Origin of the sequence: Streptomyces sp. NPDC002176, from assembly GCF_044903645.1 — a bacterium.
In the GTDB taxonomy this organism is placed as follows: Bacteria; Actinomycetota; Actinomycetes; order Streptomycetales; family Streptomycetaceae; genus Streptomyces.
Genome location: NZ_JBJDQW010000003.1, coordinates 92,518 through 117,150 on the forward strand (window position 1 = coordinate 92,518; position 24,633 = coordinate 117,150).

Consider the following 24,633-nt stretch of genomic DNA (forward strand, 5'->3'; position numbering starts at 1 on the left):
GCCGGGGCATCAGGGTTGGTCGGGCCGCGTCAGGAGACGAAGTACGTCGGGTTGGGCAGCTTGTACGTGCGGTCGGCGTAGCCGCCGTCCAGGTCGGAGTACTGGTCGCCGAAGTTGGCGATGATCTCGTACCCGAGGTCCTGTTCGATGTGCTTGCGGGTGCCGCCCTTGTACTGGACGGTGGTGCAGGTCCAGGCCCCCGGCGTGGCGCAACCGGACAGGTAGGCGGGCGGGTTGGCCTTGTCCTTGAGGAACATGTGCCCGGCGTCCAGGTTGACGTCGGCGCCGACCTTCTTCAGGTTCTCCACGGCACCGGCGCGCTGGGACTCGCTCAGGCCGGAGTTGTAGAACACCGTGACACCCTTGGCGGTGGCGTACCGCACCAGCTCCGGGCTGCCGAACACCTCGGGACGGTCGGCGCGGTTCACGTAGTCGTTCCAGGTGGCGGAGTCGTACGTGTAGTTGTAGCGCTTCTCGTAGTCGAGGCTGAGCAGCAGGGTGTCGTCGATGTCGAACACCACGGCCGGCTTCTCACCCCGGTGGTGGGCCTTGCGGGCCGCCTTGTCGATGTACCGCTTGGCGTCGGCGTCGATCCGCGCCAGGTCCTTGGCGTACGGACTGGTCGGCGACGCCTGGTACTTGCCCGCGCTGTCGGCGGTGGTGCCGTAGTAGGTGTCGATGTCCTTGACCAGGAGCCCGATGTTGTAGGGCTCGTGGGTGGAGTTCGCCGTCGACTGCCCGGCGGTGGCCGCACCGGCGCCGTACAGGGCACCACCGGCGAGCGCACAGGCGGCGGTGGCGGCCGCGATCCGCAGTGATTTATGCATGACAGGTGTTCTACGCGCGTCATCGCACCCGCGCGACGGACGTTGCAGGATCGAGATCAAGCCAGGCCCTGCGGGGCTTGGGCGGGGTCACCCGGGAGGTGGGCCGAGAGGGCCGGGGAGTGGTGCCGACGGGCGCTGGTCAGGCGGGCCCTACGCCCGCCACTCCGGGTCGCGGCCGCTCAGGCCCACCGCTCGGGCCAGCAGGGGAGCCTCCGGTGGGACCGGGATCACCGGGCCGAAGATGCCGCCGCCCCCGTCGGATTCCTCGGCGGCGGCCAGGAGGAAGCCGTACGCCGAGGCGAGGGCGGGGAGGTCGGGGGTGTAGGGGAGGTCGAGGGCGCGGGCCAGGTCCCAGCCGTGGATGACCAGTTCGTCGGCGGCGACGGCGCCCGCGATCTCGCCGGGGAGGTCCACTCCCCCGGCGCGGGTCTGCCCGGTCCAGGCGGCCGGGTCGCGCCAGGCGTCGGCGAGTTCGTCGAGCGCCTTGGACAGGTCGGCGCGCCAGCCAGGGCCGATGTCGGGGACGGTGGCGTCGGGGTCGGTGTCGGTCGTGGCGCCGAGGTCCTTGCGGGCGGCGTCCCGGAAGGCGAGGGACAGGTGCAGCAGATGCCCCAGCAGGTTCCGTACCGAGAGATCGGGACACGGCGTGGGCGCCGACAGCTGCTCGTCGGTCACGGCCTCGGCGAGCCGGGCCACGATCCGGGCCTGCGGTCCGAGATCCAGGGTCGGGTCGGTCATGTCGGTCTCCTCGCGGGTGCGCACCGGGGGTACGAAGGGGTGACCGGCCGACGATCCGGAACTCATCGGCGCCCGGCCCCCTCACCACCCCTCGAGCCCCTCCCGCACCGCCGCCAGGTCCGCGTCCGAGGCCAGGCCCGCGTGGTAGAGCCGTAGCTCGTTCGCCCCGTCATCCCGCGCACGGGCCGCGTCGGCGGCGAGGCGTCCGGGGGCTCCGCCCATGCCCGAGACCACCGTGAGATTGGCCGCCAGGACCGTGTCCACGTGCGCGTGCCGGGCGAAGGGTGCCAGGCGGTGTGTGCCGTCCACACAGGGGACGACCACACCGTCCGCCGCCGAGAGTATGTGGGCCGGGTCCACCCCGGCGTTGGCGCCGCAGTGGTGGGAGACCGGGTCCGCGTGCAGGAGTACCCGGAAGCCCTTCGGGGCCGCCGCCCGGACCGCCGCGACCGCCTCCTCCTGGAGGGTGCGGGCCACCGTCTCCCGCCACGCGAGTGTCGCGGCCGCGGCCTCCGCGCCGAGCCCCCGCTCCACGTCCCCCCAGTCGTCGTCCTTGGCCGCACCCCGCCACACCGGCTCCAGCGCGGCCCGTGCAGCCGCGGCCAACTCCTCCGCGTCCAGACCCTGTTCGCCGTACCCCGCCCGGCAGACCGGGCAGAAGCAGAGGGACATCAGGTACTGCCCGGCCTCCCCCAGGCCCACCCCGCCCGTCTTGTCGTGGGCGTGCAGGTGCTGGAGGCCGTACCAGCCGAGGGACTCCAGTTCGGTGCCGCTCGCACCGGGGCGTACGGCGGCCTCGGCGGCCAGAGTGATCAGGTAGGCACGGGTGGCGGGCTGGGCTATGCAGGGAGCCCAGGGGTAGCGGTCGCCGTAGGCGTTGACGACCGAGGTGTGCGGATGTTCCGCGCCCAGGCGGGAGTTGTGCGCGAGGACGACCCAGCTGTGCACCTCGAGACCGGCGGCGGCGAGCGCGGCCGCGGCCTCGCCGAAGGCGTCGCCGGGGGCCCAGTCACCGGCCGGGTGGGGCCGGAGGTCGTGGCGGGCCCACCGCTCGTCCGGCGGGTACAGCACGGCCGCGTACTCGGCGGTGACGATCCGGTGGCGTGGATGGCGCGGGGTGAGCGCGCGGGTGGAGTGGTAGGCGGCGGCCAGGGTCACCTGGTCCACCCCCAGGGAGGCGATCCGACCAGGGGCCCCTGGGTCGCCGTTGACGTCCCAGGGGTAGACGAACGCCGACGCCCGCACGTTTCCTCCTCCGGCGGCCCGACCGCACCACCAGGCAGCAGGCTGACCGGCGTCCGCATGCGTGAACGCTACGAGCCCCCGCCGGAGCGGTCAAGGTCATGCGCACCCCGTATCCACCAGCCAATTGACCGCATCCCTCAACCCACTTGACCCACCCAGGCCCCCTCTCTAACTTCACCAAGTATGTGAACGAGCCCCCACGGCCGGACCACGCGAGGAGACCCCACATGCCCGCCCCCCGCACCCTCCTGCTCACCGGCGCCGCTGGCGGCCTGGGCACCCTGATGCGCTCCCTGCTCCCGGCCCACGGCTACGACCTCCGCCTCCTCGACAGCCGTCCCGTCCCCGACGCCCCGGACGCCGTCACCGCCGACCTCGCCGACCTGGACGCGCTGCGCGAGGCGGTACGCGGCACGGACGCGGTGCTGCACCTCGCGGGCATCTCCCTGGAAGCCCCGTTCGAAAAGATCCTGAAGGCCAACATCGAGGGCACGTACCACCTCTACGAGGCCGCCCGCCTCGAAGGCGTCCCCCGCGTGGTCTTCGCCTCCTCCAACCACGCCGTCGGCCACACCCCCGTACCGGCCCCGGACGATCCCCGTATCCCGGTGGACATCCCGCACCGCCCGGACACCTTCTACGGCCTCTCCAAGTGCTTCGGCGAGGACCTGGCCCAGCTCTACTGGGACCGGCACGGCATCGAGACCGTCTCCGTGCGCATCGGCTCCTGCTTCCCGGAGCCGACCAGCGTGCGGATGCTCTCGATCTGGCTGAGCCCCGCCGACGCGGCCCGCCTCTTCCACGCGGCCCTGACCGCCGAGGGCGTCGGCCACACCGTCGCCTACGGCTCCTCCGCCAACACCCGCCTGTGGTGGGACCTCACCTCAGCGCGGGCCCTCGGCTACACCCCCGAGGACGACTCGGAGCCGTACGCGGAGAAGCTCATCGCCGAACAGGGCGGACTCGACCCCGCGAACCCGGCCCACGACCGCCTCGGCGGGCACTTCCTCACCGACCCGCCGATCTGGCCGTACTGACCACCCCACCGGCGGCCCCACGGCCGAAAACGATCGCTCATGAACGCGGGCGGGCACCAAACGGGCCCGCCCGCGGGTCTGTTCGGGCACGCGTCATGCCCGCTCCCACCGCGCACCCCGCTGCCGCGCAGGTCCGGGGCGGGTCCGACGGGATGTGATCGGGCACACACGGGCAGGATCGGGCATCGAACAGACCTGGTCAGCGCCGCAAGTCCGCTGTAGAACTTCCCCCAGGGCCCGAACGGGCATCCCAGCAGGCATCTCAATGACGAGAGCGGGTGACGACATGAACACCAGGACGGCCGAGGAACGCCAACGCGAGATCGTGCGCGCGGCCCGGGCCACCGGTTCCGTCGACGTCACCGCGCTCGCCGTCGAGCTGGGCGTGGCCAAGGAGACCATCCGGCGCGATCTGCGCGCGCTGGAGGACCACGGGCTGGTCCGCCGTACCCATGGCGGTGCCTACCCGGTGGAGAGCGCCGCCTTCGAGACCACGCTCGCCTTCCGCGCCACCAGCCACGTACCCGAGAAGCGCAGGATCGCGGCCGCCGCGGCCGAACTGCTCGGGGACGCGGAGACGGTCTTCGTCGACGAGGGCTTCACCCCCCAGCTCATCGCCGAGGCCCTGCCGACCGGCCGGGCGCTGACCGTGGTGACCGCCTCGCTGCCCGTCGCGGGCGCCCTGGCGGAGGCCGAGAACGTGTCGGTCCTGCTGCTGGGCGGCCGGGTCCGGTCGGGCACCCTCGCCACCGTCGACCACTGGACGACCAAGATGCTGGCCGGTTTCGTGGTGGACCTCGCCTACCTCGGCGCCAACGGCATCTCCCGCGAATACGGGCTGACCACGCCCGACCCCGCCGTCAGCGAGGTCAAGGCGCAGGCCATCCGGGCCGCCCGGCGCACGGTGTTCGCGGGCGTCCACACCAAGTTCGGGGCGGTCAGCTTCTGCCGGTTCGCCGAGATCGGCGCGCTGGACGCGATCGTCACGAGCACCCAGCTCCCGGCCGCCGAGGCCCACCGCTACTCGCTCCAGGGCCCACAGGTCATCCGCGTCTGACCCCGGGCCACCCCGTACCGCCGCACCCGCCCCGCACATCACCTCACACCACCCGGCCGTCCGCCGCGCCCACGGCGAGCCGCACGGTCGGTCGGCCCGTCACACCCCACGCACCACCAGCACCACCTGAACCACTCGCACCACCCGCACCATCCGCATCACCCGCATCACCCGCATCACCCGCATCACCCGCATCACCCGCACCACCCGCACCACCAGAGCCGCCCGCCCCACCGACCTTCCGCTTTCCGGGACCGACCAGCGATCAGGAGCACCCTTCATGCCAACCCAGAGCCGACGTACGTCACGCGTCCTCCTCGCCGCCTGCGCCGCGGGAGCGCTCATCAGCCCCCTCCTGACCGGCTGCGCGGGAGCGGGCGGCGCGGGCGGCGGTGGATCGGCGAGCCACTCCATCAACGTCCTGATGGTGAACAACCCGCAGATGGTGGAGCTGCAGAAGCTCACCGCCGCCAACTTCACCAAGCAGACCGGCATCAAGGTGAACTTCACCGTCCTGCCGGAAAACGATGTCAGAGACAAGATCAGCCAGGACTTCGCCAACCAGGCGGGCCAGTACGACGTCGCCACCCTGAGCAACTACGAGATCCCGATCTACGCCAAGAACGGCTGGCTCCACCCCGTGGACAGCTACGTCAAGAGCGACACCGCCTTCGACCAGAAGGACATCCTCGCCCCGATGACGCAGGCGCTGACCGGCGCGGACGGCAAGCTCTACGGCGAGCCCTTCTACGGCGAGTCGTCCTTCCTGATGTACCGCAAGGACGTCCTGGCGAAGAAGAAGCTGACGATGCCGGCCCACCCCACCTGGCAGCAGGTGGCCGACATCGCGGCGAAGGCGGACGGCGCCGAGCCCGGCATGAAGGGCGTCTGTCTGCGCGGCCTGCCCGGCTGGGGCGAGGTCATCGCCCCGCTGAGCACGGTGGTCAACACCTTCGGCGGCACCTGGTTCGACAAGGACTGGAACGCGCGGCTCGACTCCCCCGAGTTCAAGAAGGCCACGCAGTTCTACGTGGACCTGGTGCGCAAGCACGGTGAGTCCGGCGCCGCCCAGTCCGGCTACGCCGAGTGCCTGAACAACATGACCCAGGGCAAGACGGCGATGTGGTACGACGCCACGGCGGGCGCGGGCTCGCTGGAGGCCGCCGGTTCCCCGGTCAAGGGCAAGATCGGCTATGTGTCGGCCCCGGTCGAGAAGACCAAGAGCTCCGGCTGGCTCTACACCTGGGCGTGGGGCATCCAGAAGGCGTCCAAGCAGCCCGACGACGCCTGGAAGTTCATCTCCTGGGCGTCCGGCAAGGGCTACGAGAACCTCGTCGGCAAGAGCGCGGGCTGGTCGAACGTGCCCGCGGGCAAGCGCGCGTCCACCTATGAGATCCCGGAGTACACCAAGGAGGCGGGCGCCTTCGCGGACGTCACCAGGGACGCCATCGCGAGCGCCGAGCCGAAGAACCCGGGCGTGCAGCCCCGGCCCGCGCCCGGCATCCAGTTCGTGGGCATCCCCGAGTTCACCGACCTGGGCACCAAGGTCGCCCAGGAGATCAGCACCGCCATCGCGGGCCGTCAGTCCGTGGACAGCGCGCTGAAGAAGTCGCAGTCGTACGCCGAGGCCGTCGGCAAGAAGTACCGGAAGTAAGAAGTACGAGGACATGACCGTAACGACATCGGCCCCCGTCGCCGCCGCCCCCGCGCGGCGGTCGGCCGGGCCCTCGAACCGTATGCGCGGCTGGGCCACCCGCGCCCCGCTGCTGCCCGCCCTGATCTTCATGATCGCCGTCACGCAGTTGCCGTTCGTGGCGACCCTGGTGATCTCGTTCTTCCAGTGGAACGCGCTCTACCCGGACGACCGCCACTTCACCGGGCTGTCCAACTACGCCGACGTCCTCAGCACGTCCGAGCTGCGCCAGTCGGTGTGGACGACCGTCGTGCTGACCGTCTCCGTGGTGCTGGTCAGCCTGGTGCTCGGGCTGGTCCTGGCGCTGCTGCTGAACCGCCGCTTCCGCGGCCGGGGTGCCGTGCGCACCATGCTCATCGCGCCCTTCCTGCTGGTGCCGGTCGCGTCCGCCCTGCTGTGGAAGCACGTGCTGTTCAATCCCGAGTACGGCCTCTTCAACGGTGTCCTGCACTGGCTCGGCGGAAGCGGCGCGCCGCAGCCGGACTGGATCTCCGAGATGCCGCTGGCGGCGGTCGCCGCCTCGCTGGTGTGGCAGTGGACGCCGTTCATGATGCTGATCCTGCTGGCCGGACTGCAGAGCCGCGACTCGCAGCTGATCGAGGCGGCGGGGATGGACGGCGCGAACGGCTGGCAGGTGTTCGTCCACATCACCCTTCCGCATCTGCGCCGCTACCTCGAACTGGGCGTGCTCCTCGGTTCGATCTACATCGTGCAGAACTTCGACGCGGTGTTCACCATCACCTCCGGCGGCCTGGGCACCGCGAACCTGCCGTACACCGTCTACCAGACCTTCTACCAGGCGCACGAGAACGGCCTGGCGTCCGCCGCCGGTGTCCTCGTCGTCATCGGCTCGATCGTCATCGCGACCTTCGCCCTGCGCGTCGTGTCGTCCCTGTTCCGTGAGGAGGCCACCCGCGCATGACGACCTCCGTCACCGCTCCCGCGCGCCGGACCCGCTCCGGCCCCGGCGCCAAGGGCGCCGCCCTGTCCGCGGTCGCCTGGCTGGCCGGGCTGCTGTTCGTGCTGCCTCTGCTGTGGATGACGCTCACGTCCTTCCACTCCGAGGCGGACGCCGCGACCAACCCGCCCTCCCTCGCCGCCTCGCTCACCCTGGACAGCTACCGCGACTTCTTCGGCGTGGCGGGCGGGGCGAGCCCCTGGCCCGCGCTGATCAACTCGACGATGGCGTCCGTGGTGTCCACCGTGCTGACGCTGGTGCTGGCGCTGCCCGCCGCGTACGCGCTGTCCATCCGGCCGGTGAAGAAGTGGACCGACGTCCTGTTCTTCTTCCTGTCCACCAAGATGCTGCCGGCCGTGGCGGGCCTGCTGCCGATCTACCTGTTCGCCAAGGACACCGGGCTGCTGGACAACATCTGGGCGCTGATCGTGCTCTACACGTCCATGAACCTGCCGATCGCGGTGTGGATGATGCAGTCCTTCCTTTCCGAGGTACCGGTCGCGATCATCGAGGCGGCGCAGATCGACGGGGCCCGGCTGCCCACGGTGCTGGGCCGCGTGGTGGCGCCGATCGCCCTTCCGGGCATCGCGGCGACCGCCCTGATCTGCTTCATCTTCAGCTGGAACGAGCTGATGTTCGCCCGGGTGCTGACCGGTGTGGTCGCGCAGACCGCCCCGGTCTTCCTGACCAGTTTCATCACCAGCCAGGGCCTGTTCCTGGCCAAGGTGTGCGCCGCGTCGCTCGTCATCTCCCTGCCGGTACTCGCCGCGGGGTTCGCCGCCCAGGACAAGCTGGTCCAGGGTCTGTCGTTGGGAGCCGTGAAATGAAGGCCGCCGTCATCGAGTCCGTGGGCCGCGCCGTCGTCACCGAGGTCCCCGACCCGACGCCGGGTCCGCGCGACGTGGTCGTGGAGGTCGCCGCCTGCGGGATCTGCGGTACCGATCTGCACATCCTCCAGGGCGAGTTCGCGCCCAAGCTGCCGATCGTGCCGGGCCACGAGTTCGCGGGCCAGGTCGTCGGGATCGGCAGCCTGGTCACCGAGGTCGCGGTCGGCGACCAGGTCGCGGTGGACCCGTCCCTGTACTGCTACGAGTGCCGCTTCTGCCGCGACGGCCACAACAACATGTGCGAGCGCTGGGCCGCGATCGGTGTCACCACGGCCGGTGGCGCCGCCCAGTACGCGGTCGCGCCCGTGGCCAACTGCGTGAAGCTCCCCGAGCACGTCCGCCCGCAGGACGCGGCCCTCATCGAGCCGCTGTCCTGCGCGGTACGCGGCTACGACATCCTCAACTCCCGCCTCGGCGCGCACGTCCTGATCTACGGGTCCGGCACCATGGGCCTGATGATGCTGGAGCTGGCCAAGCGCACGGGAGCGGCGAGCGTCGACATGGTCGACATCAACCCGGCCCGGCTGGAGACGGCCAAGCTGCTCGGCGTCTCGGGCTCGGCGGCGAACGCGGACGAGCTGGACCGGCCGCAGGGCTGGGAGGTCGTGATCGACGCGACCGGCAACGCGGCGGCGATCCAGGACGGCCTGGGCCGGGTGGCCAAGGCGGGCACCTACCTCCAGTTCGGCGTGGCCGACTACGCGACGCGGGTGACGATCGACCCGTACCGCATCTACAACCAGGAGATCACCATCACCGGCTCCATGGCGGTGCTGCACAGCTTCGAGCGGGCGGCGGAGCTGTTCGCGAACGGCGTCCTGAACCCGGACGTGTTCATCAGCGACCGGATCGCGCTGGAGAACTACCCGCAGGCGCTGGAGCAGTTCGCGGCGGGCGTCGGCCGCAAGATCGTCGTGACCCCCTGAGCCGTGTCTCTCCCGGCGCCCTGACCCGAACGGGGGTCTCGGCGCCGGGTAAGGGAACGGCAAAGTGATGTCGTTCGTTCACCCGGCATGACCGCTATGACCCCTGGCTCCAACGTCCCGCTTCCGGCCGCCCGTGTGACGGTGGACGTGGCCGCACCGGTGCGGCTCGACGTGTCGGGCCTGCTGCTCACCGCCGACGGCAAGGTGCGCTCCGACGACGACTTCATCTTCTACAACCAGCCGGCCGGGCCCGGCGTGACCTACCGCTCGGGCGGCGGGTCCGCGCCGGACGCGATCGTGGTCGACACGGCCGCGGTGCCGCCGGACATCGAGAAGATCGTCGTCACCGCGAGCCCGGACGCGGCGGGCCAGACCTTCCAGGGCATCGAGCCGACGGCCACGATCCGCGACACGGACGGCGGCGCGGTCGTCGCCTCCTTCACCCCGCCCGGCCTCGGCGCCGAGACGGCCCTCGTGGTCGTGGAGATCTACCGGCGCAACGGCCAGTGGAAGGCCCGCGCGGTCGGCCAGGGATACGCGAACGGCCTGGCGGGCATCGCCACGGACTTCGGAGTGACGGTGGAGGAGCCGCCCCAGCCGGTATCCACACCCCCGGCTCCGGCCCCGGGCGCGGGCAAGATCAACTTGGACAAGGGCCGGGTGAACCTCCAGAAGAACCAGACAGTCTCCCTGGTCAAGGGCGGCGCCCCCCTTCTCTCCCGCGTCCAGATGGGCCTCGGCTGGGAGCCCGCCTACCGCGGCAAGGACATCGACCTCGACGCCTCGGTCATCGCCTACGGCCCCCAGCGCAACGCCATCGACAGCTGCTACTTCGGCAAGCTCTCCATCCTCAACGGCGCCATCAAGCACTCCGGCGACAACCTCACCGGCGAGGGCGGCGGCGACGACGAGGTCATCACGGTCGACCTCGGCCGCATCCCCCCGGAGGTCACCGGCCTGGTCTTCACCGTGAACTCCTTCTCCGGCCAGAAGTTCACCGAGGTCGCCAAGGCCTACTGCCGCCTCATCGACCCCACCACCGACGAAGAACTGGCCCGCTTCGACCTGACCTCGGCGGAGCCGCAGACGGGGGTCCTGATGGCCAAGTTGATCCGCCAGTACTCCGGCGAGTGGGACATGACCGCCCTGGGCGACTTCGTGAAGGCCCGCACGGTCAGGAACATGGTGAAGCCGGGGGCACAGGCGCTGTGACAGAGGTCTAGGCCGCGTGGCCGGGTCCCGTCACCGGTGCCCCGGCTTCGTAAAGAGCCAGCAGGTCCGCCGTGGTCCGGGCCTCCGCCGCCAGCAGTGGTGCCCGTACCGGGCCCGCTGGAAGGTTCAGCGCGTTGAGCAGGGCCTTCACCGTCACCGTGCCCGGGAGGTCCGAGGCCATCAGCGCCTCGATCAACGGGGTGACGCGGGACTGGAGTTCAGCGGCCAGCGCTGTGTCTTCCGCGTCGAATGCCGCAAGGATTCCCGCCACTTCCTCCGGCACCACATTGGCGATCGTGCTCACGCAGCCGGAGGCGCCTACCGCGTACAGCGGGAGGATGTGTTCGTCGCAGCCCGCGTAGTACGCCAAGTCGGTTTCCGCGAGGACCCTTTGGGTGCCGAGAAAGTCGTAGGAGCAGTCCTTCACGGCGATGATGTGCGGGTGTTCCGCCAGGCGGATTATCGTCTCAGGGGCGATGCGGGTGGCTGTGCGGCCCGGGATGTCGTACAGCATCAGGGGGAGGCCGCTCGCGTCCGCGATCTGGCGGAAGTGGGCCTCGATCGCGGCCTGTTGGGGGCGGCTGTAGTACGGGGTGACGACGAGGGCCGCGTCGGCGCCCGCCTTCTCGGCGGCGAGGGTGAGTTCGATGGTGTGGCGGGTGTCCGCCGTGCCGACGCCCGCGACCAGCGGGACGGCGGGGCCCACCGCGGAGCGGACCGCCGCGATCAGCTCGCGCTTCTCCGCGTCCGTGGTGGTGGGCGACTCGCCCGTGGTGCCGTTCAGGACCAGCCCGTCGCAGCCACCGGCCACGAGACGGGTGGCCAGGCGGGCCGCCCCGTCCACGTCGAGCGTGCCGGCCGACGTGAACGGGGTGACCATCGCGCAGAGCGTGCGGCCGAAGGGTGCGTTCCGTTGCCTCATGGTCGTAGTCTCGACACCACGACCGTGAAGCTCCACTTAAATCTGCTACGAGGTGTAGATAAGCAGACCTGAAAGGTTAGGGGCGGAAGCGCAGCACCTGCGGGTCGTGGTCGCTGATCTGGTCGTGGAACTCCGAGTTGATGTGCACGCTGTCGTAGTCGAAAGACCCGCGCCGGATCGCCTTGCTGATCAGGATCTGGTCGAGCACCTGCGCGTTGCCCTGGTAGTCGTAGGTGTAACGCTCGCTGCGCGGCAGCGACTTGATCGCCGACCAGAGCTGCCCGTCACCCTCCAGGATCTTCGCGGTGTCGGAGAACTCGAAGTCGTTCATGTCCCCGAGCGCGATGACGTCCGCGTTCTTCTCGGCGCCCAGCAGGGACTTCACGAAGGTGTTGACCTCCGTCGCCTGCGCGTGTCGCTGCGTCTCCGAGCTGCGGACCACCGGCTGATACTGGCCGGTCAACGGCTGGTCGCCGCCCTTGGAGTTGAGGTGGTTGGCGATCACGAAGACCGTCCGGCCCTGGAAGACGAACTCCCCGGCCAGCGGCTTGCGGCTGTTGGCCCAGGCGGCGTTCGCCGGGTCGATCCGGCCGGGCGACACCGTCAGGCGGGCCTTGCCGTGCTCCTTGACGACGCCGACCGCCGTGGTGGAGTCGCCGCCCGCGCGGTCGGTGAACGACACCCGCTCGGGGTTGAAGAGGAACACCTGCCGGATGTTGCCGCCCGGCTCACCGCCGTCCTGCTTGTCGACGGGGTCGATGGAGCGCCAGTCGTAGCGCGGACCGCCCGCCGCGACGATGGCGTCGATCAGCTTGTTGACCGTCGCGGACGCGCCGACCGTGCCGTCGTCGGTGGCACCGTTGTCGTCCTGGATCTCCTCCAGGGAGACGATGTCGGGCGAGCGCAGGTTGTTCACGATCGCGGACGCGTGCGCGTCGAAGGTGGCGTCGGACGGGTCGAGGTTCTCGACGTTGTACGTCGCCACCGCCAGCTCGCCGGACGCCTGCTTGCGCGTCGTCTCCCGCTCCAGACCGCCGCTCTCCAGCGTGCCGAGGGCGCTCGCCACCAGCGTGTAGCCGCCGAACTGGTTGAAGTCCAGCGGGCCGGTGGTGGTACCGGCGAGGGTGTCGCCGACGTTCGCCTTCGGGAAGTCCGCCGTCGCGCCGAGGGACTGGATCTGGAGGCGGCCGGTGTTCTGCGCGTCGTAGGAGCCGTACAGGGTGCCGCCCCGCTCGGTGCGGTGCTCCTTCGGCTTCACAGTGACCCACAGCTCGCTGTACGGGTCGGTGCCGGTGACCACGCGCGCGTCGCTGACCTGGACGTTCATACCCTCCAGCGACTCGTAGTAGTCGAGGGCGTAGGTCGCGGGGGCGAGCGGCAGGGCGTTGATGGAGTTGTTCGCGGCCGGGTCACCCGCCGGGGCGTATCGTTCCGGCACCGCGCGCTTGGTGATCACGACCGGCGCCGGGACCGCGTTGCCGGCGGAGACGGTGGTGACGACGGGCTTGGTGATCTCGGTGACCGACTGGTTGCCCGAGGCGGTGCCGCCCGGCACGTACTCCGAGACGGTGCCGGTGACGGTGACCGAGTCGCCCACCGCGGCCTTCGGCGTGGAGCTGGTGAAGACGAAGACGCCCTCACTGGTGGCCGGGTCGGCGTCCGGGTTCGGGTCCTGGAGCCAGAAGCCCTTGGACGAACCGTAGGTGCGTACGGCGGTGACGACGCCGGGCACGTCGGCGACCTGCTTGCCCGCGTACGGCGAGAGGCGGGTGGTGCCCTGGATGTCATGGACGCGCACCGAGTCGGCGTGCGCGGGCGAGGTGGCGACGACGGCGGACGCGGCGCCGCACACGGCGGCGACGGTGAGCGCGGCGAGACGCGCGGAAGTCCTGCTCGGCAAGGGGATTCCTCCGGGAACGTGACGGAACGCCGGGACGGGAATGCACGTAGGCGTGTGGGGCTCGTCGCCCTCTGTGACACGCGTAGAGCCGAGTGAACAGTTGTCCCCCCACCTCTACGCGCGTCAATCTCCTGCCTGGCGGCTGGAGTTGTCAAGGTTTCGGCCACGTACGAGGGGTGGCCGGGGCCGGAACCGGGCGACCCGCGGCCAAAGCCGTCTAGGCTGAGCGGTTGAGTGCTTTCCCGGTCCGAGGAGAACCAGCCGATGTCAGACAGCTCCCCCCTGCCGCCCGTACGGCTGCGTCCCGAAGCGGAGCTGGCGCGTGCCGCGCTGTCCACCCCGCTGCTCTCCCGAGCCGCCCGGCTCGCCCGCTGGGCGGGCCCGGAGACCCGAGTCGACGCGGGCGGGAGCCTGGTCGAGGAGCAGCTGCCCGCGGCGGCCGAGCTGCTCGCGCTGACCGGGGACGACGCCGTCGCGTACGCCGCCGAGGCATGGCGGGTGGCGGTGGACACCGGCCTGGTCGAGATCACCGACGAGGAGGCCGGGACCGTGGCCCCCGGCGCCGACCTGGCCCTGCTGACCGGCGCCCCGCACGACGTGCTGACGCTCTGGCTCGCCGCGCTGGACACGGTCGTCGCGGACGCCGGGGTGCCCGACCTGGACGGGCTGGCCGCGGCCCTGGAAGAGGGCGGCGAGATCGATTTCTCGTCACTCGACTGGGACCCCGAGGGCGAGGCGGAACTGCTCGACGGCGTGCTCGGCAACCTCTATCTGCTGACCGTCGGCGAGGACGGCCCCGACGAGAGCCCGGTGCCGCTGCCCGCGCTGGCCGCCTCCGTCATCGTCCCCGAGGACCTGGACGAGCCCAGCAACGACGTGCTGGAGCAGATCTCCGACACGATGATGAAGCTGGACGACCAGTTCCGGATGCTGGAGCCGATCGGCCTGGTGGAGTACCAGCCGGTGGACGAGGAGCTGATGGCAGGCGCGGAGGAGGAGCCCGCCGAGCCGGTCGACGAGGACGACATCGCCCGCTACGGCATGGTCCGGCTCACCCCGCTCGGCCTGTACGGCCTGCGCGCGCGGCTGCTGGAGGCCGGGTTCGAGGCCCCGGCCGTGGGCGAGCTGGCCGACAAGGGCGCGGACGCGCTGCTCGACGGCACCGCGTCGTACGGGGAGTTCGCCGCGCGCGCCGAGACCGAGCAGTGGCTCGGGGAGCGCGAACCCCTCGCCGCCGCGCGGGAGTTGCTGGCGGCGGCGCGGGGTGCGGACGCCGGGGCGCCGCTGCGTCGGCTGCGCTGCCAGCAGGCGCTGTCCCTGGTCGGCATGGTGGCCGAGCCCGCGCTGCGGGAGGTGCTGGACGACCCCGAGCTGGGCGGTCTGGCCCGGGTCTGGCTGAGCGAGCGGGGCGCGCCGGACGTGCCCCCGCCCTCGCAGGACCTGGTGTTCTGGCTGACCGTCGACACGATCGCCGCGCAGCTCCAGGCGGAGGGCAACTCCGAGGAGCTGCAGGCGCTGGTGGAGGGGCTGGCCGAGCAGCACAGCGGGTTCTTCTCGGCCGCCTGGCGGGTGGAGCACCCGGCGACCCCGGACGTGCTGGAGGCGATGGGGCGGCTGCACCCGGACAAGCGGGTGGCCAAGGAGGCGCGGAAGGCCGCGTTCAAGGCGAGGTCGCAGCAGCAGGGGAACTGAGTCCCACGGGTGTACGGCAGCGGTGTCCTGAGCGCGGTGCGGTGTTCAACTGCCGTTCAGCGGGGGGCGGGAGCGTGTCGGCCGAACGAGGCCGCGCCACCCTCGCCCTCCGCCACGGGCATCCCGACCGTCACAGGAGACACCATGTCACTCACCCGCAGGGACTTCGCCAGGACGACGGCGGTCACCGGTGCCGGGGTCGTGCTCGCGGGCAGCGTCGGCGCCCTCGCCACCGCCCCGCAGGCCCTCGCCGCCACGGACCTCGACGGCGCGGAGGACGCGCACGGCCACCCCGGCATCGGCTACGGCCCGCTGATCTCCGACCCGGACGGCATCCTCGCGCTCCCGGCGGGCTTCTCGTACCGCGTGGTGACGTACAGCGGCCGTACCCGCCTGGAGTCGGGCGAGTCGACCCCGTCGAACCACGACGGCACGGCGGCGTTCGCGGGCCCGCGCGGTTCCGTGCTCCTGGTCAACAACCATGAGCTGAAGGGCCCGCGCGCCAGCTGGGCGCACCCGGTGCCGCTGACCGAGGGCCTGGTGTACGACCCGGCGGCCTCGGGTGGCTGCACGGTGGTGGAGGTCCGCCGGGACCAGGTCGCCGAGTGGGTGGGCATCGCCGGTACGTCGACCAACTGCGCGGGCGGCAGCACGCCTTGGGGCACCTGGCTGACCTGCGAGGAGACCGAGGACCGGGCCGGGCAGGACGGCATGACCAAGGACCACGGCTACGTCTTCGAGGTCGACCCCGCGGACAGCCGGGCAAACCATTCTCCGAAGCCCCTGAAGGCACTGGGCCGTTACGCCCACGAGGCGGTGGTGACCGACCCGAAGCGGGGCCACCTCTTCCTCACCGAGGACGCCTCCGGCCCCAACGGCCTCTTCTACCGCTGGACCCCGCCGCAGGGCTTCCACCACGGCCGGGGCCGACTGCGCACCCTCGCGGACGACGCGGGCCTCCTCCAGGCGTTCCGCTGCTTCGACTCCGCCGGCCGCTTCGTGGACGACCTCTCCCGCGCGACCCGCACCGGCACGGTGTACGGCGTGGACTGGGTCGACGTCCCCGACCGTGACGCGCGCACGGTCCCGGTCCGCAAGCAGTTCACCGACGGCCAGGTGACGCGGGCCCGCAAGCTGGAGGGGATGTGGTGGGGCGACGGCGGGGTCTACGTCGTCTCGTCCTACGCCCGCGAGGAGAGCCCGGTCCAGCACGACGGCCAGGTCTGGTTCTACGACCCCCGCCGCCGCACCCTGACCCTGAAGGTGCTGTTGGGCACCGGGGCTGGGTTCGACGGCCCGGACAACATCACCGTCTCCCCCTACGGCGGCCTGATCATCGCCGAGGACGGCGAGGGCGAACAGCACCTCTTCGGCGCGACCGACACCGGCCGCACGTACCCGATCGCCCGCAACGAACTGAACATCGGCAGCGATTCCGCCCCCGCCTACAGCGAGTTCACCGGCGTCACCTTCTCCCCCGACGGCCACACCCTCTTCGCCAACATCCAGGAACCCGGCATCATGCTGGCGATCACGGGCCCATGGAAGCGGCAACGCCGCGGCTAAACTCTGCGGGCACGCACCCCCGCCCGACAGAAAGCACAGCCCATGCGGGCAGACGCCCGACGCAACCACGCCCGCCTCCTGAACGCCGCCGCCTCAGCTTTCGCCGAACACGGCGAGGGCGCCTCCCTGGACGACATCGCGAAACGGGCCGGGGTCGGCTCGGGCACGCTGTACCGCCACTTCCCGACGCGGCGGGCGCTGCTGGAGGCGGCGTACGCGGCGCGGATCGAGGCACTGGGCGAGCGGGGCGAGGAATTGTCACGCATGTTGCCCCCAGGTGAGGCCCTGACGGCATGGCTGCACGAGTTGTGCGTGGCGACGATCCAGGTCCGGGGCCTCAAGTCCCTCCTGGGCACAGCCGCAACCGACACCCCCCTGACCACCTGCGGCACGCTGGTGAAGTCCACGGCAACGATCCTCCTGACAGCCGCCCAATCAGAAGGCACCCTCCGCCCCGACCTCACCCCCACAGACCTCCTCCGCCTGACCCACGGGGTGGCTACGGCGGCGGAGCTGGGGGGCGGGGAGGCGCGGGAGATCGAGCGGTATCTGGGGTGGCTGTTGGACGGGATTGGCGTCAACGGAGATTAGGGAACGGTTTTCACGCGGGCACCGCGTCCTCGGACTCTGCCATCTTTCGCGTGCCCCAGTGCGTTGTCCGGGCCTGAGTCAGCGCCCAGTACATCGCGGGCTTGATCAGCAGCAGGTTCACCAGCGACACCAGCGGCGTCAGCAGGAGCCACGCGAGGAGCTTTCGCCGGGCGCCGAGCTCGGGCCGCAGCGCGGCGTACATGCCCGTCTGGGCGTAGGTCAGGATGACCCAGTAGCCCAAGCCGTACAGGAACATCACTTTGCTGCCCGTGTAGTGCGGGATCACGAACAGAACCCAGACGTAGAACACCGGCGAGAGCGCGGTGACCACCAGGCCGTACAACCGGAAGAACAGCGGGGCCGCCGAGAAGTTTGTCAGCTCCCATCCCACGTACTTCCAGTACGACTTGAACCACCGCACCCGCTGGGTCCACAACTCGCTCAAGTCCTCAGGCATCGCGCTGTACACCCATGCCTCGTTCACCGCGACGACCTGGCCGTGCTGGAGCGCGTAGTGCGTCAGGCGACGGTCGTCGCCGGCCGTGCCGGAGGTCACGTAGTCCTCCAGGTTGGCCAGCACGAACTCCTTGCGATACAGGCCGAGAATGCCCGAGGTGGGCGCCACAGCACCGAGCTGGGACCGCGCCATCCGCGTGACCAGGCACCACGTCACGATCTCCACGTCGATGACGCGGGTGAGCAGGTTGGCGGTCCGGTTGCGGACCAAGGTCAGCCCGGTGGCCGCCTGGACTCGCAAGTCCGACATGGCCTTCATGCAGTGCCACAACGCGTTCTCGTGCAGCACGGAGTCCGAGTCCACGGTGAGGATGAAGTCGTAGGACTCCGGATCCACCTGTCGCAGCACGTTGACCTGGGCTTCACGCTTGCCCGCGTTGTCCTGCCGGTGCCAGGTCACCAGCGGGTGACTGAACGGCACCACCGGCTCGCGAGATCCGTCGTCGATCACGTGGATCTGCTCAGGGGGCCGCACCTGGTCGATCAGGCCCCACACGGTGGCGTAGAGGGCTTCCTGCGGCTCGTTGTAGGCCGGCACGATGGCCAAGACCCGCCCGGAGGCGACCGGAAGGTGGGTGAAACTACGCCCCTTCGCGGCCGCTCCCAGCGAGTACAGGAGAACCACCGTCACCGCGCAGTAGAAGACCAGCACGGCATCCCAGGACTGGGCGCTCCACACGAAGTGGTAGACGAGGGTCCAGGCCGTGGCCGCCACGACAGCGGCCACAGACAACATCACCTGCGCCCTGGAGCGCCCCTCGACGGCCCAGGAGTGCTTGCGGTGGCTCCCCATGCCCTCAGCCCTGCATCCTGCGGCCGCGGGTGCCCCAGCGGTACGCGAACGCGCCGATGAGGACGGACGCGACCACAGCCGTGACGATCCATCCGAGAGTGATCGTCGTCCCGAAGAGCGTGATCGCACCGACGCCAGTTCTGGCGAGCGCCCCTTCGTCGTATCCCATGCTTCCCCTCCCGTGGCTCTCAGAGCCTTTCGATACGAGATGCCAGGGGCATGCCGCCCCTGATGCCCAGCACGCACACCCGGCTGGGCGACGGGCTTCTACAGCCGCTCGATGTGGTCGGCGGCCGGCATGACACCCCGGGTGTCGAGGACGTATGCCGCCTCGGCGGCAAGCTGGTCCAGGTCGAACTCGCCGTGGGGCGTGAGCACGACCACAGCGTCGTAGTCGGCCACGCTGAGGTTGCTTCCTTCTGCGGCGAAGGGGACGCCTTGGTGGCCGCCATCCCGCAGGTAGGGATCGATCACGGTGACGTCCGCTCCCATGGCACGCAGCCGGTCGATGACCTGCACGGCCGGCGACTGGCGGGCGTCAGCGGTACCGGGCTTGTAGGCGGCGCCGAGGGCGAGAATGCGGGCGCCATGGATGCTGCGGCGGAAGCGGCGACTGAGGGAGTCCTGCAAGCGGCGCACGACGTAATCGGGCTGGCTTTCGTTGATGTCCTGAGCCAGTTCGATGAGCCGGAAGGTCTGCCCGTGCTGGGACTTGACGTGGTGGCTGAGGTAGACCGGGTCGATGGGCAGGCAATGTCCGCCAACTCCGGGACCAGGCAGGAATTTCGTGAAGCCGAACGGCTTGGTCGCAGCCAGGTCGAGGGTGTTCCACACGTCGACGCCGAGTATGTGCGCCATCCGAGAAAGCTCGTTGACCAGGGCGATATTGACGTGCCGATAGGTGTTCTCGAACACCTTGGCCAGTTCGGCCTCTTCCAGACCGGAGGCCGGCACCGTGACCTCGGTGACGGAGTCGTAGAACGCCTTCACGCGCTCCAGGCAAGCGTCGGTGAGACCAGCCACGATCTTGGGCGTGTTCTCCAGCCTCCACTCGGCGTTACCCGGGTCGATCCGCTCGGGGCTGAACCCGACATGGAAGTCTTGGCCTGCCACAAGGCCGGAGCCCTCCTCCAACAGCGGGACGAGCACGTCGCGGGTGGTCCCGGGGTGTGTGGTCGACTCCAAGACCACTGTGGCACCAGGCTCCAGCCATGCGGCCAGGGTGCGGCCGGCCTCGCGCACACAGCTGAGGTCAGGGGTACGGTCGGTGAGCGGTGTCGGCACCGTGATGACCGCGACGTCGAAACCCTTGAGCTTCTTCGAATCCGAGCTCGGGGTGTAGGCCCCCGATCTCAGCACGTCTTGCAGACGGATCGAGTCGATGTCCTCGATGTAGGACGAGCCGGCGGCCAGGCTCTCGCAGCGGTGTTGGTCCGGTTCATAGCCAGTCACGATGTGGCCGGCCTCGGCGGCCTGCAGGGCCAGAGGCAGGCCGACATAGCCCTGCCCGAGCACGCAAATGTGCATGGTGGTTCCCCTCCCCTTGATCCGGCTCGCGCATATGCGGACCGGAAAGCAACGCCCCTGAAGTGCGGCGACCTGTTCCTGAATCAGGCAGCCGCGGCGTCGGGTACTGCAGTGGATTGCGACGCGGAGGCGCATTGCCCCCTGAGATGCGGTCGGCGTTCCTCTTGAGTCACCGCTGGATCAACGACCCGTCCAGGTCCCCTACCCAGACGTGCGCAAGGGGCGCACAGCGATCTTCACAATTCCCCCTCGTTCGTGAAGCTTAAGCGTTCAATAAGGGAAGGGTGCACGCAAGTCAACTTTGCCAACTCGTAACCTATGAATTGCCTCTGAGTCACCTACGGGTCTGCCGCACGATCGGGTGACACCTGAACTGGCGTGCCTTGTGGGGCGGGTGGGAAGGATGTCGCTGTGTCCCATGCCTTATCCGGAAGAGATCAGGGAACTTACAAGGCGGCTGTCTCCCTCAACGCACGAGCGCCCTCCCGGGCCGCCATGGGGCGTTGGAAGGGCGCTCGTTGGTGACCAGCGCTGACAACTGGCGACAGCTACGCCGCAGTTCAGAGCGTTGATCCGGCAGGCGGCCGCAAGTCACGGCCGACGACGCTCAGTTGTGGCTGTGCAGAATGTCGTTCAACCCGCCCCACACAGCATTGTTGGGCCGAGCCTCCACCGCCCCCGTCACCGAGTTCCGGCGGAACAGGATGTTGGAGGCGCCCGAGAGGTCGCGGGCCTTCACGATCTGGCCGTCGGGCATCGTCACGCGGGTGCCTGCCGTGACGTAGAGGCCCGCTTCGACCACGCACTCGTCGCCCAGGGCGATGCCGACGCCGGCTTCCGCGCCGACCAGGCACCGCTCGCCGATGGCGATGATGACGTTGCCGCCGCCGGAGAGGGTGCCCATGGTGGAGGCGCCGCCGCCGATGTCGGAGCCGTCGCCGACGACGACGCCCGCGGAGATGCGGCCCTCGACCATGGAGGTGCCGAGGGTGCCCGCGTTGAAGTTGACGAAGCCCTCGTGCATGACCGTGGTGCCCTCGGCGAGGTGCGCGCCGAGGCGGACGCGGTCGGCGTCGGCGATGCGGACGCCCTTGGGGGCGACGTAGTCCGTCATGCGGGGGAACTTGTCGATCGAGGTGACCTGGAGGTGCAGGCCGTCGGCGCGGGCGTTCAGCCGTACCTTCTCGATGTCGTCCACCGCGACCGGGCCGAGCGAGGTCCAGGCGACGTTGGCGAGGTGGCCGAAGATGCCGTCCAGGCTCTGGCCGTGCGGCTTGACCAGGCGGTGCGAGAGCAGGTGCAGGCGCAGGTAGACGTCGTGCGCGTCGAGCGGCTTCTCGTCCAGCGAGGCGATGACCGTACGGACCGCCACCACCTCGACGCCCCGCCGGGCGTCCGGGCCGAGCGCGGAGACCGCGTTGTCGCCCAGGAATTCGGCGGCCCGGTCGGCCGAGAGGCGCTCGCTGCCGGACGGGCCCGGCTCGGCGACCAGCTCGGGCGCCGGGAACCAGGTGTCGAGAACGGTGCCGTCGGCGGCGAGGGTGGCGAGGCCAGCGGCGACGGCGCCGGTGGTACGGGTTGCAGTGTCGGTCATGCGGAAAACCTAACGTGGAAGCGGGTAGCGGGCCTAACCGGTGCGGCGCGCCGGGTACACGAAGACGGCGATGCCCGAGGGCACCGCCGCCTCATGCAGAAAACCAAGCCTCAGACGTTGAACCCCAGCGCCCGCAGCTGCTCGCGGCCGTCGTCGGTGATCTTGTCCGGGCCCCACGGGGGCATCCAGACCCAGTTGATGCGGAGCTCGTTGACCAGGCCGTCGGTGACGGACTTGGCCTGGTCCTCGATGACGTCCGTCAGCGGGCAGGCCGCGGAGGTCAGGGTCATGTCGATCGTGGCGATGTTCGCGTCGTCGACGTGAATGCCGTAGATCAGACCGAGGTTGACGACGTCGATGCCCAGCTCGGGGTCGACGACGTCCATCAGGGCCTCGCGGAGTTCTTCCTCCGAGACCGGTTTCATCTCAGCGGTGTCGGTCATGCCGTCTTCCTTTCGGCGTCCGCGCCGGCCTCGCCCAGGGCCTGGGCCGTCGCGTCCTTCCACGCCATCCAGCTCAGGAGGGCGCACTTGACCCGCGCGGGGTACTTGGAGACACCGGCGAACGCGACCGCGTCCTCCAGCACCTCCTCCATCGCGTCGTCGGGCTCGATCCGGCCCTTGGACTGCATCAGCTCCAGGAAGGTCTCCTGGATCTTCTGCGCCTCGGGCAGGTCCTTGCCCACCAGCAGTTCGTTCAGCACGGACGCCGAGGCCTGGCTGATGGAACAGCCCTGGCCCTCGTACGAGACGTCCGCGATCTTGCTCCCGTCGTACTTCACCCGGAGGGTGATCTCGTCGCCGCACGTCGGGTTCACGTGGTGCACCTCGGCGTCGCCGTCCCTCAGACCACGCCCGTGCGGGTTCTTGTAGTGGTCCAGGATGACTTCCTGGTACATCGAGTCCAGCTTCACGGTGTCAGCCCACGCCTCTCAGCCGAAGAAGTTCCGTACGTGCTCCAGCCCCTCGACCAGTGCGTCGATCTCGCCGGGCGTGGAGTACAGGTAGAACGACGCCCGGGTGGTCGCCGGAATTCCGTACCGCAGGCAGACGGGCCGCGCGCAGTGGTGGCCGACGCGGACGGCGATGCCCTGCTCGTCGAGGACCTGGCCCACGTCGTGCGGGTGGATGTCGCCGAGCGCGAAGGAGATCGCCGCACCGCGGTCCTCGGACGTGGAGGGGCCGATGATGCGCAGGTCGGGGACCTCGCCCAGCCGCTTCACCGCGTACTCGGTGAGCGCGTGCTCATGGGCGAGGATCTTGTCCATGCCGATCGAGTTCAGGTAGTCGATGGCCGCGCCGAGTCCGACCGCCTGGGCGATCGGCGGGGTGCCCGCCTCGAACTTGTGCGGGGCGGGCGCGTAGGTCGAGGAGTGCATCGACACCGTCTCGATCATCTCGCCGCCGCCGAGGAACGGGGGCAGGTCCTCCAGGAGTTCCTGGCGGCCCCAGAGCACCCCGATGCCGGTCGGGCCGCACATCTTGTGGCCGGTGAAGGCCACGAAGTCGGCGCCGAGCGCCTGTACGTCCAGCGGCATGTGCGGAGCGGCCTGCGAGGCGTCGACGCAGACCAGCGCGCCGACCTCCTGGGCGCGGCGCACGATCGCCTCGACCGGGTTGACCGTGCCCAGGATGTTGGAGACCAGCACGAAGGAGACGATCTTCGTCTTCTCGGTGATGATCTCGTCGATGTTGGACAGGTCGAGGCGGCCGTCGTCGGTGAGGCCGAACCACTTCAGCTTCGCGCCGGTGCGCTGCGCGAGCAGCTGCCACGGCACGATGTTGGAGTGGTGCTCCATCTCCGTGATGACGATCTCGGTCTCGTGGTCGACCCGGTAGGGCTCGTCGGCCCAGCCGAGCATGTTGGCCACGAGGTTGAGCGACTCGGAGGCGTTCTTGGTGAAGATCACCTCGTCGCGGCTGGGCGCGTTGATGAAGTCGGCGACCTTGTCACGCGCGCCCTCGTACAGCGCCGTGGCCTCCTCCGCGAGGACGTGCACGCCGCGGTGGACGTTGGCGTTGTAGCGCTCGTAGTACTCGCTCAGGGCGTCCAGCACCTGGCGCGGCTTCTGCGAGGTCGCCGCGTTGTCCAGGTACACGAGCTTCCGGCCGTCGTGGACCTGTCGGTCCAGGATGGGGAAGTCCTTGCGGATCGCCTCGGTGTCGAGGAGGCCCGGCAGCTCTGTCACGCGGATACGCCACCCTTCGTGTATGCCTCGTAGCCCTCGTTCTCCAGCTTGTCGGCCAGCTCGGGGCCGCCGGACTCGACGATGCGGCCGCCGGAGAACACGTGGACGAAGTCCGGCTTGATGTAGCGCAGGATGCGCGTGTAGTGCGTGATCAGCAGGGTGCCGGTCTCGCCGGTCTCGCGGACGCGGTTGACGCCCTCGGAGACGATGCGCAGGGCGTCCACGTCGAGGCCGGAGTCGGTCTCGTCGAGGATGGCGACCTGCGGCTTGAGCAGTTCGAGCTGGAGGATCTCGTGGCGCTTCTTCTCACCGCCGGAGAAGCCCTCGTTGACGTTGCGCTCGGCGAAGGAGGGGTCCATGTGGAGCCGCTCCATGTTCTCCTTGACCTCCTTCACCCAGGTGCGCAGCTTGGGGGCCTCGCCGCGGATGGCGGTGGCGGAGGTGCGCAGGAAGTTGGAGACGGAGACGCCGGGGACCTCGACCGGGTACTGCATGGCGAGGAACAGGCCGGCGCGGGCGCGCTCGTCGACCGACATGGCGAGGACGTCCTCGCCGTCGAGGGTGACGGTGCCGCTGGTGATCGTGTACTTCGGGTGACCCGCGAGCGAGTAGGCGAGGGTCGACTTGCCGGAGCCGTTGGGGCCCATGATGGCGTGCGTCTCGCCCTGCTTCACGGTGAGGTCGACGCCCTTGAGGATCTCCTTCGTGGCGTTGTCGGCCTCGACGGTGACGTGCAGGTCTCGGATTTCAAGCGTTGCCATGGG

General features: G+C 70.0%; 24 protein-coding genes. 10 read left to right on the top strand and 14 right to left on the bottom strand.

Going from position 1 to position 24,633, the window contains the following annotated elements:
* Positions 1-29 precede the first annotated feature (29 nt).
* The 3 genes from ACI2LY_RS14235 to ACI2LY_RS14245 form a co-directional block, all read right to left on the bottom strand.
* Positions 30-827 carry an HAD family acid phosphatase gene (locus tag ACI2LY_RS14235; protein ID WP_388991898.1) on the bottom strand — a complete coding sequence of 266 codons (798 nt, stop codon included), beginning with the start codon at positions 825-827 and terminating at the stop codon, positions 30-32.
* 150 nt (positions 828-977) lie between these two features.
* Positions 978-1,565, bottom strand: a complete 588-nt coding sequence (locus ACI2LY_RS14240) for a TIGR03086 family metal-binding protein (RefSeq protein ID WP_404708139.1) — start codon at positions 1,563-1,565, stop codon at positions 978-980.
* A gap of 81 nt (positions 1,566-1,646) precedes the next feature.
* The gene (locus ACI2LY_RS14245; protein ID WP_404707406.1) at positions 1,647-2,810 is read right to left on the bottom strand and encodes a hypothetical protein; all 1,164 of its coding nucleotides are present in this window, start codon (positions 2,808-2,810) and stop codon (positions 1,647-1,649) included.
* Between the two features lie 227 nt (positions 2,811-3,037).
* On the opposite strand from ACI2LY_RS14245, the gene ACI2LY_RS14250 reads away from it, so the two are divergent.
* Together ACI2LY_RS14250 and ACI2LY_RS14255 are read left to right on the top strand one after the other, a co-directional pair.
* Complete coding sequence (locus ACI2LY_RS14250) at positions 3,038-3,847, top strand: NAD-dependent epimerase/dehydratase family protein (protein ID WP_404707407.1); 810 nt, start codon at positions 3,038-3,040, stop codon at positions 3,845-3,847.
* A 286-nt stretch (positions 3,848-4,133) separates the two neighbouring features.
* Complete coding sequence (locus ACI2LY_RS14255; RefSeq protein ID WP_404707408.1) at positions 4,134-4,904, top strand: DeoR/GlpR family DNA-binding transcription regulator; 771 nt, start codon at positions 4,134-4,136, stop codon at positions 4,902-4,904.
* A 99-nt stretch (positions 4,905-5,003) separates the two neighbouring features.
* On the opposite strand, the gene ACI2LY_RS14260 is transcribed toward ACI2LY_RS14255, so the two are convergent.
* Positions 5,004-5,186, bottom strand: a complete 183-nt coding sequence (locus tag ACI2LY_RS14260) for a hypothetical protein (protein WP_404707409.1) — start codon at positions 5,184-5,186, stop codon at positions 5,004-5,006.
* Between ACI2LY_RS14260 and ACI2LY_RS14265 the strand changes: the two genes are divergently transcribed.
* From ACI2LY_RS14265 to ACI2LY_RS14285, 5 genes are all read left to right on the top strand, one after another.
* Positions 5,185-6,558, top strand: coding sequence for an ABC transporter substrate-binding protein (locus ACI2LY_RS14265; RefSeq protein ID WP_404707410.1), 1,374 nt, complete (start codon positions 5,185-5,187; stop codon positions 6,556-6,558). The genes ACI2LY_RS14260 and ACI2LY_RS14265 overlap by 2 nt on opposite strands.
* 13 nt (positions 6,559-6,571) lie before the next feature.
* On the top strand, positions 6,572-7,519 hold the full coding sequence (locus tag ACI2LY_RS14270; RefSeq protein ID WP_404707411.1) for a carbohydrate ABC transporter permease: 948 nt from the start codon (positions 6,572-6,574) through the stop codon (positions 7,517-7,519).
* The gene (locus ACI2LY_RS14275; protein ID WP_388991916.1) at positions 7,516-8,382 is read left to right on the top strand and encodes a carbohydrate ABC transporter permease; all 867 of its coding nucleotides are present in this window, start codon (positions 7,516-7,518) and stop codon (positions 8,380-8,382) included. The genes ACI2LY_RS14270 and ACI2LY_RS14275 overlap by 4 nt, the downstream gene beginning before the upstream one ends.
* Positions 8,379-9,368 carry a zinc-dependent alcohol dehydrogenase family protein gene (locus ACI2LY_RS14280; RefSeq protein ID WP_404707412.1) on the top strand — a complete coding sequence of 330 codons (990 nt, stop codon included), beginning with the start codon at positions 8,379-8,381 and terminating at the stop codon, positions 9,366-9,368. The genes ACI2LY_RS14275 and ACI2LY_RS14280 overlap by 4 nt, the downstream gene beginning before the upstream one ends.
* Before the next feature lie 96 nt (positions 9,369-9,464).
* The gene (locus ACI2LY_RS14285; RefSeq protein ID WP_404708140.1) at positions 9,465-10,580 is read left to right on the top strand and encodes a TerD family protein; all 1,116 of its coding nucleotides are present in this window, start codon (positions 9,465-9,467) and stop codon (positions 10,578-10,580) included.
* A gap of 7 nt (positions 10,581-10,587) precedes the next feature.
* Here ACI2LY_RS14285 and dapA read toward each other — a convergent pair whose 3' ends face one another.
* Together dapA and ACI2LY_RS14295 are read right to left on the bottom strand one after the other, a co-directional pair.
* Positions 10,588-11,502 (bottom strand): 4-hydroxy-tetrahydrodipicolinate synthase, encoded by a 915-nt coding sequence (gene dapA / locus ACI2LY_RS14290; protein ID WP_404707413.1) that lies wholly within the window; start codon positions 11,500-11,502, stop codon positions 10,588-10,590.
* 76 nt (positions 11,503-11,578) lie between these two features.
* Entirely contained in the window at positions 11,579-13,402 is a 1,824-nt protein-coding gene (locus ACI2LY_RS14295; protein ID WP_404707414.1) for an endonuclease/exonuclease/phosphatase family protein, read from the bottom strand.
* Between the two features lie 264 nt (positions 13,403-13,666).
* Here ACI2LY_RS14295 and ACI2LY_RS14300 point away from each other — a divergent pair, with 264 nt between their 5' ends.
* The 3 genes from ACI2LY_RS14300 to ACI2LY_RS14310 all read left to right on the top strand — a co-directional run bounded on the left by ACI2LY_RS14300 (position 13,667) and on the right by ACI2LY_RS14310 (position 17,251).
* Complete coding sequence (locus ACI2LY_RS14300; RefSeq protein ID WP_404707415.1) at positions 13,667-15,094, top strand: hypothetical protein; 1,428 nt, start codon at positions 13,667-13,669, stop codon at positions 15,092-15,094.
* Between the two features lie 144 nt (positions 15,095-15,238).
* Complete coding sequence (locus tag ACI2LY_RS14305; protein ID WP_404707416.1) at positions 15,239-16,660, top strand: alkaline phosphatase PhoX; 1,422 nt, start codon at positions 15,239-15,241, stop codon at positions 16,658-16,660.
* 42 nt (positions 16,661-16,702) lie between these two features.
* Entirely contained in the window at positions 16,703-17,251 is a 549-nt protein-coding gene (locus ACI2LY_RS14310; RefSeq protein ID WP_404707417.1) for a TetR/AcrR family transcriptional regulator, read from the top strand.
* A gap of 10 nt (positions 17,252-17,261) precedes the next feature.
* On the opposite strand, the gene ACI2LY_RS14315 is transcribed toward ACI2LY_RS14310, so the two are convergent.
* The 8 genes from ACI2LY_RS14315 to sufC form a co-directional block, all read right to left on the bottom strand.
* Entirely contained in the window at positions 17,262-18,494 is a 1,233-nt protein-coding gene (locus tag ACI2LY_RS14315) for a glycosyltransferase (protein WP_404707418.1), read from the bottom strand.
* A 70-nt stretch (positions 18,495-18,564) separates the two neighbouring features.
* Positions 18,565-18,729 (bottom strand): hypothetical protein, encoded by a 165-nt coding sequence (locus ACI2LY_RS14320; protein ID WP_404707419.1) that lies wholly within the window; start codon positions 18,727-18,729, stop codon positions 18,565-18,567.
* A gap of 98 nt (positions 18,730-18,827) precedes the next feature.
* Positions 18,828-20,087 carry a nucleotide sugar dehydrogenase gene (locus ACI2LY_RS14325; RefSeq protein ID WP_404707420.1) on the bottom strand — a complete coding sequence of 420 codons (1,260 nt, stop codon included), beginning with the start codon at positions 20,085-20,087 and terminating at the stop codon, positions 18,828-18,830.
* Between the two features lie 607 nt (positions 20,088-20,694).
* The gene (dapD, locus tag ACI2LY_RS14330; protein WP_404707421.1) at positions 20,695-21,681 is read right to left on the bottom strand and encodes a 2,3,4,5-tetrahydropyridine-2,6-dicarboxylate N-succinyltransferase; all 987 of its coding nucleotides are present in this window, start codon (positions 21,679-21,681) and stop codon (positions 20,695-20,697) included.
* Positions 21,682-21,791: 110 nt separating this feature from the next.
* Positions 21,792-22,124, bottom strand: a complete 333-nt coding sequence (locus ACI2LY_RS14335; RefSeq protein ID WP_388991959.1) for a metal-sulfur cluster assembly factor — start codon at positions 22,122-22,124, stop codon at positions 21,792-21,794.
* Positions 22,121-22,594, bottom strand: a complete 474-nt coding sequence (gene sufU / locus ACI2LY_RS14340) for a Fe-S cluster assembly sulfur transfer protein SufU (protein WP_388991962.1) — start codon at positions 22,592-22,594, stop codon at positions 22,121-22,123. The genes ACI2LY_RS14335 and sufU overlap by 4 nt, the downstream gene beginning before the upstream one ends.
* 18 nt (positions 22,595-22,612) lie before the next feature.
* Positions 22,613-23,869, bottom strand: coding sequence for a cysteine desulfurase (locus ACI2LY_RS14345; RefSeq protein WP_404707422.1), 1,257 nt, complete (start codon positions 23,867-23,869; stop codon positions 22,613-22,615).
* Positions 23,866-24,630 carry a Fe-S cluster assembly ATPase SufC gene (gene sufC / locus ACI2LY_RS14350; RefSeq protein WP_030815350.1) on the bottom strand — a complete coding sequence of 255 codons (765 nt, stop codon included), beginning with the start codon at positions 24,628-24,630 and terminating at the stop codon, positions 23,866-23,868. The genes ACI2LY_RS14345 and sufC overlap by 4 nt, the downstream gene beginning before the upstream one ends.
* Positions 24,631-24,633: the final 3 nt, after the last annotated feature.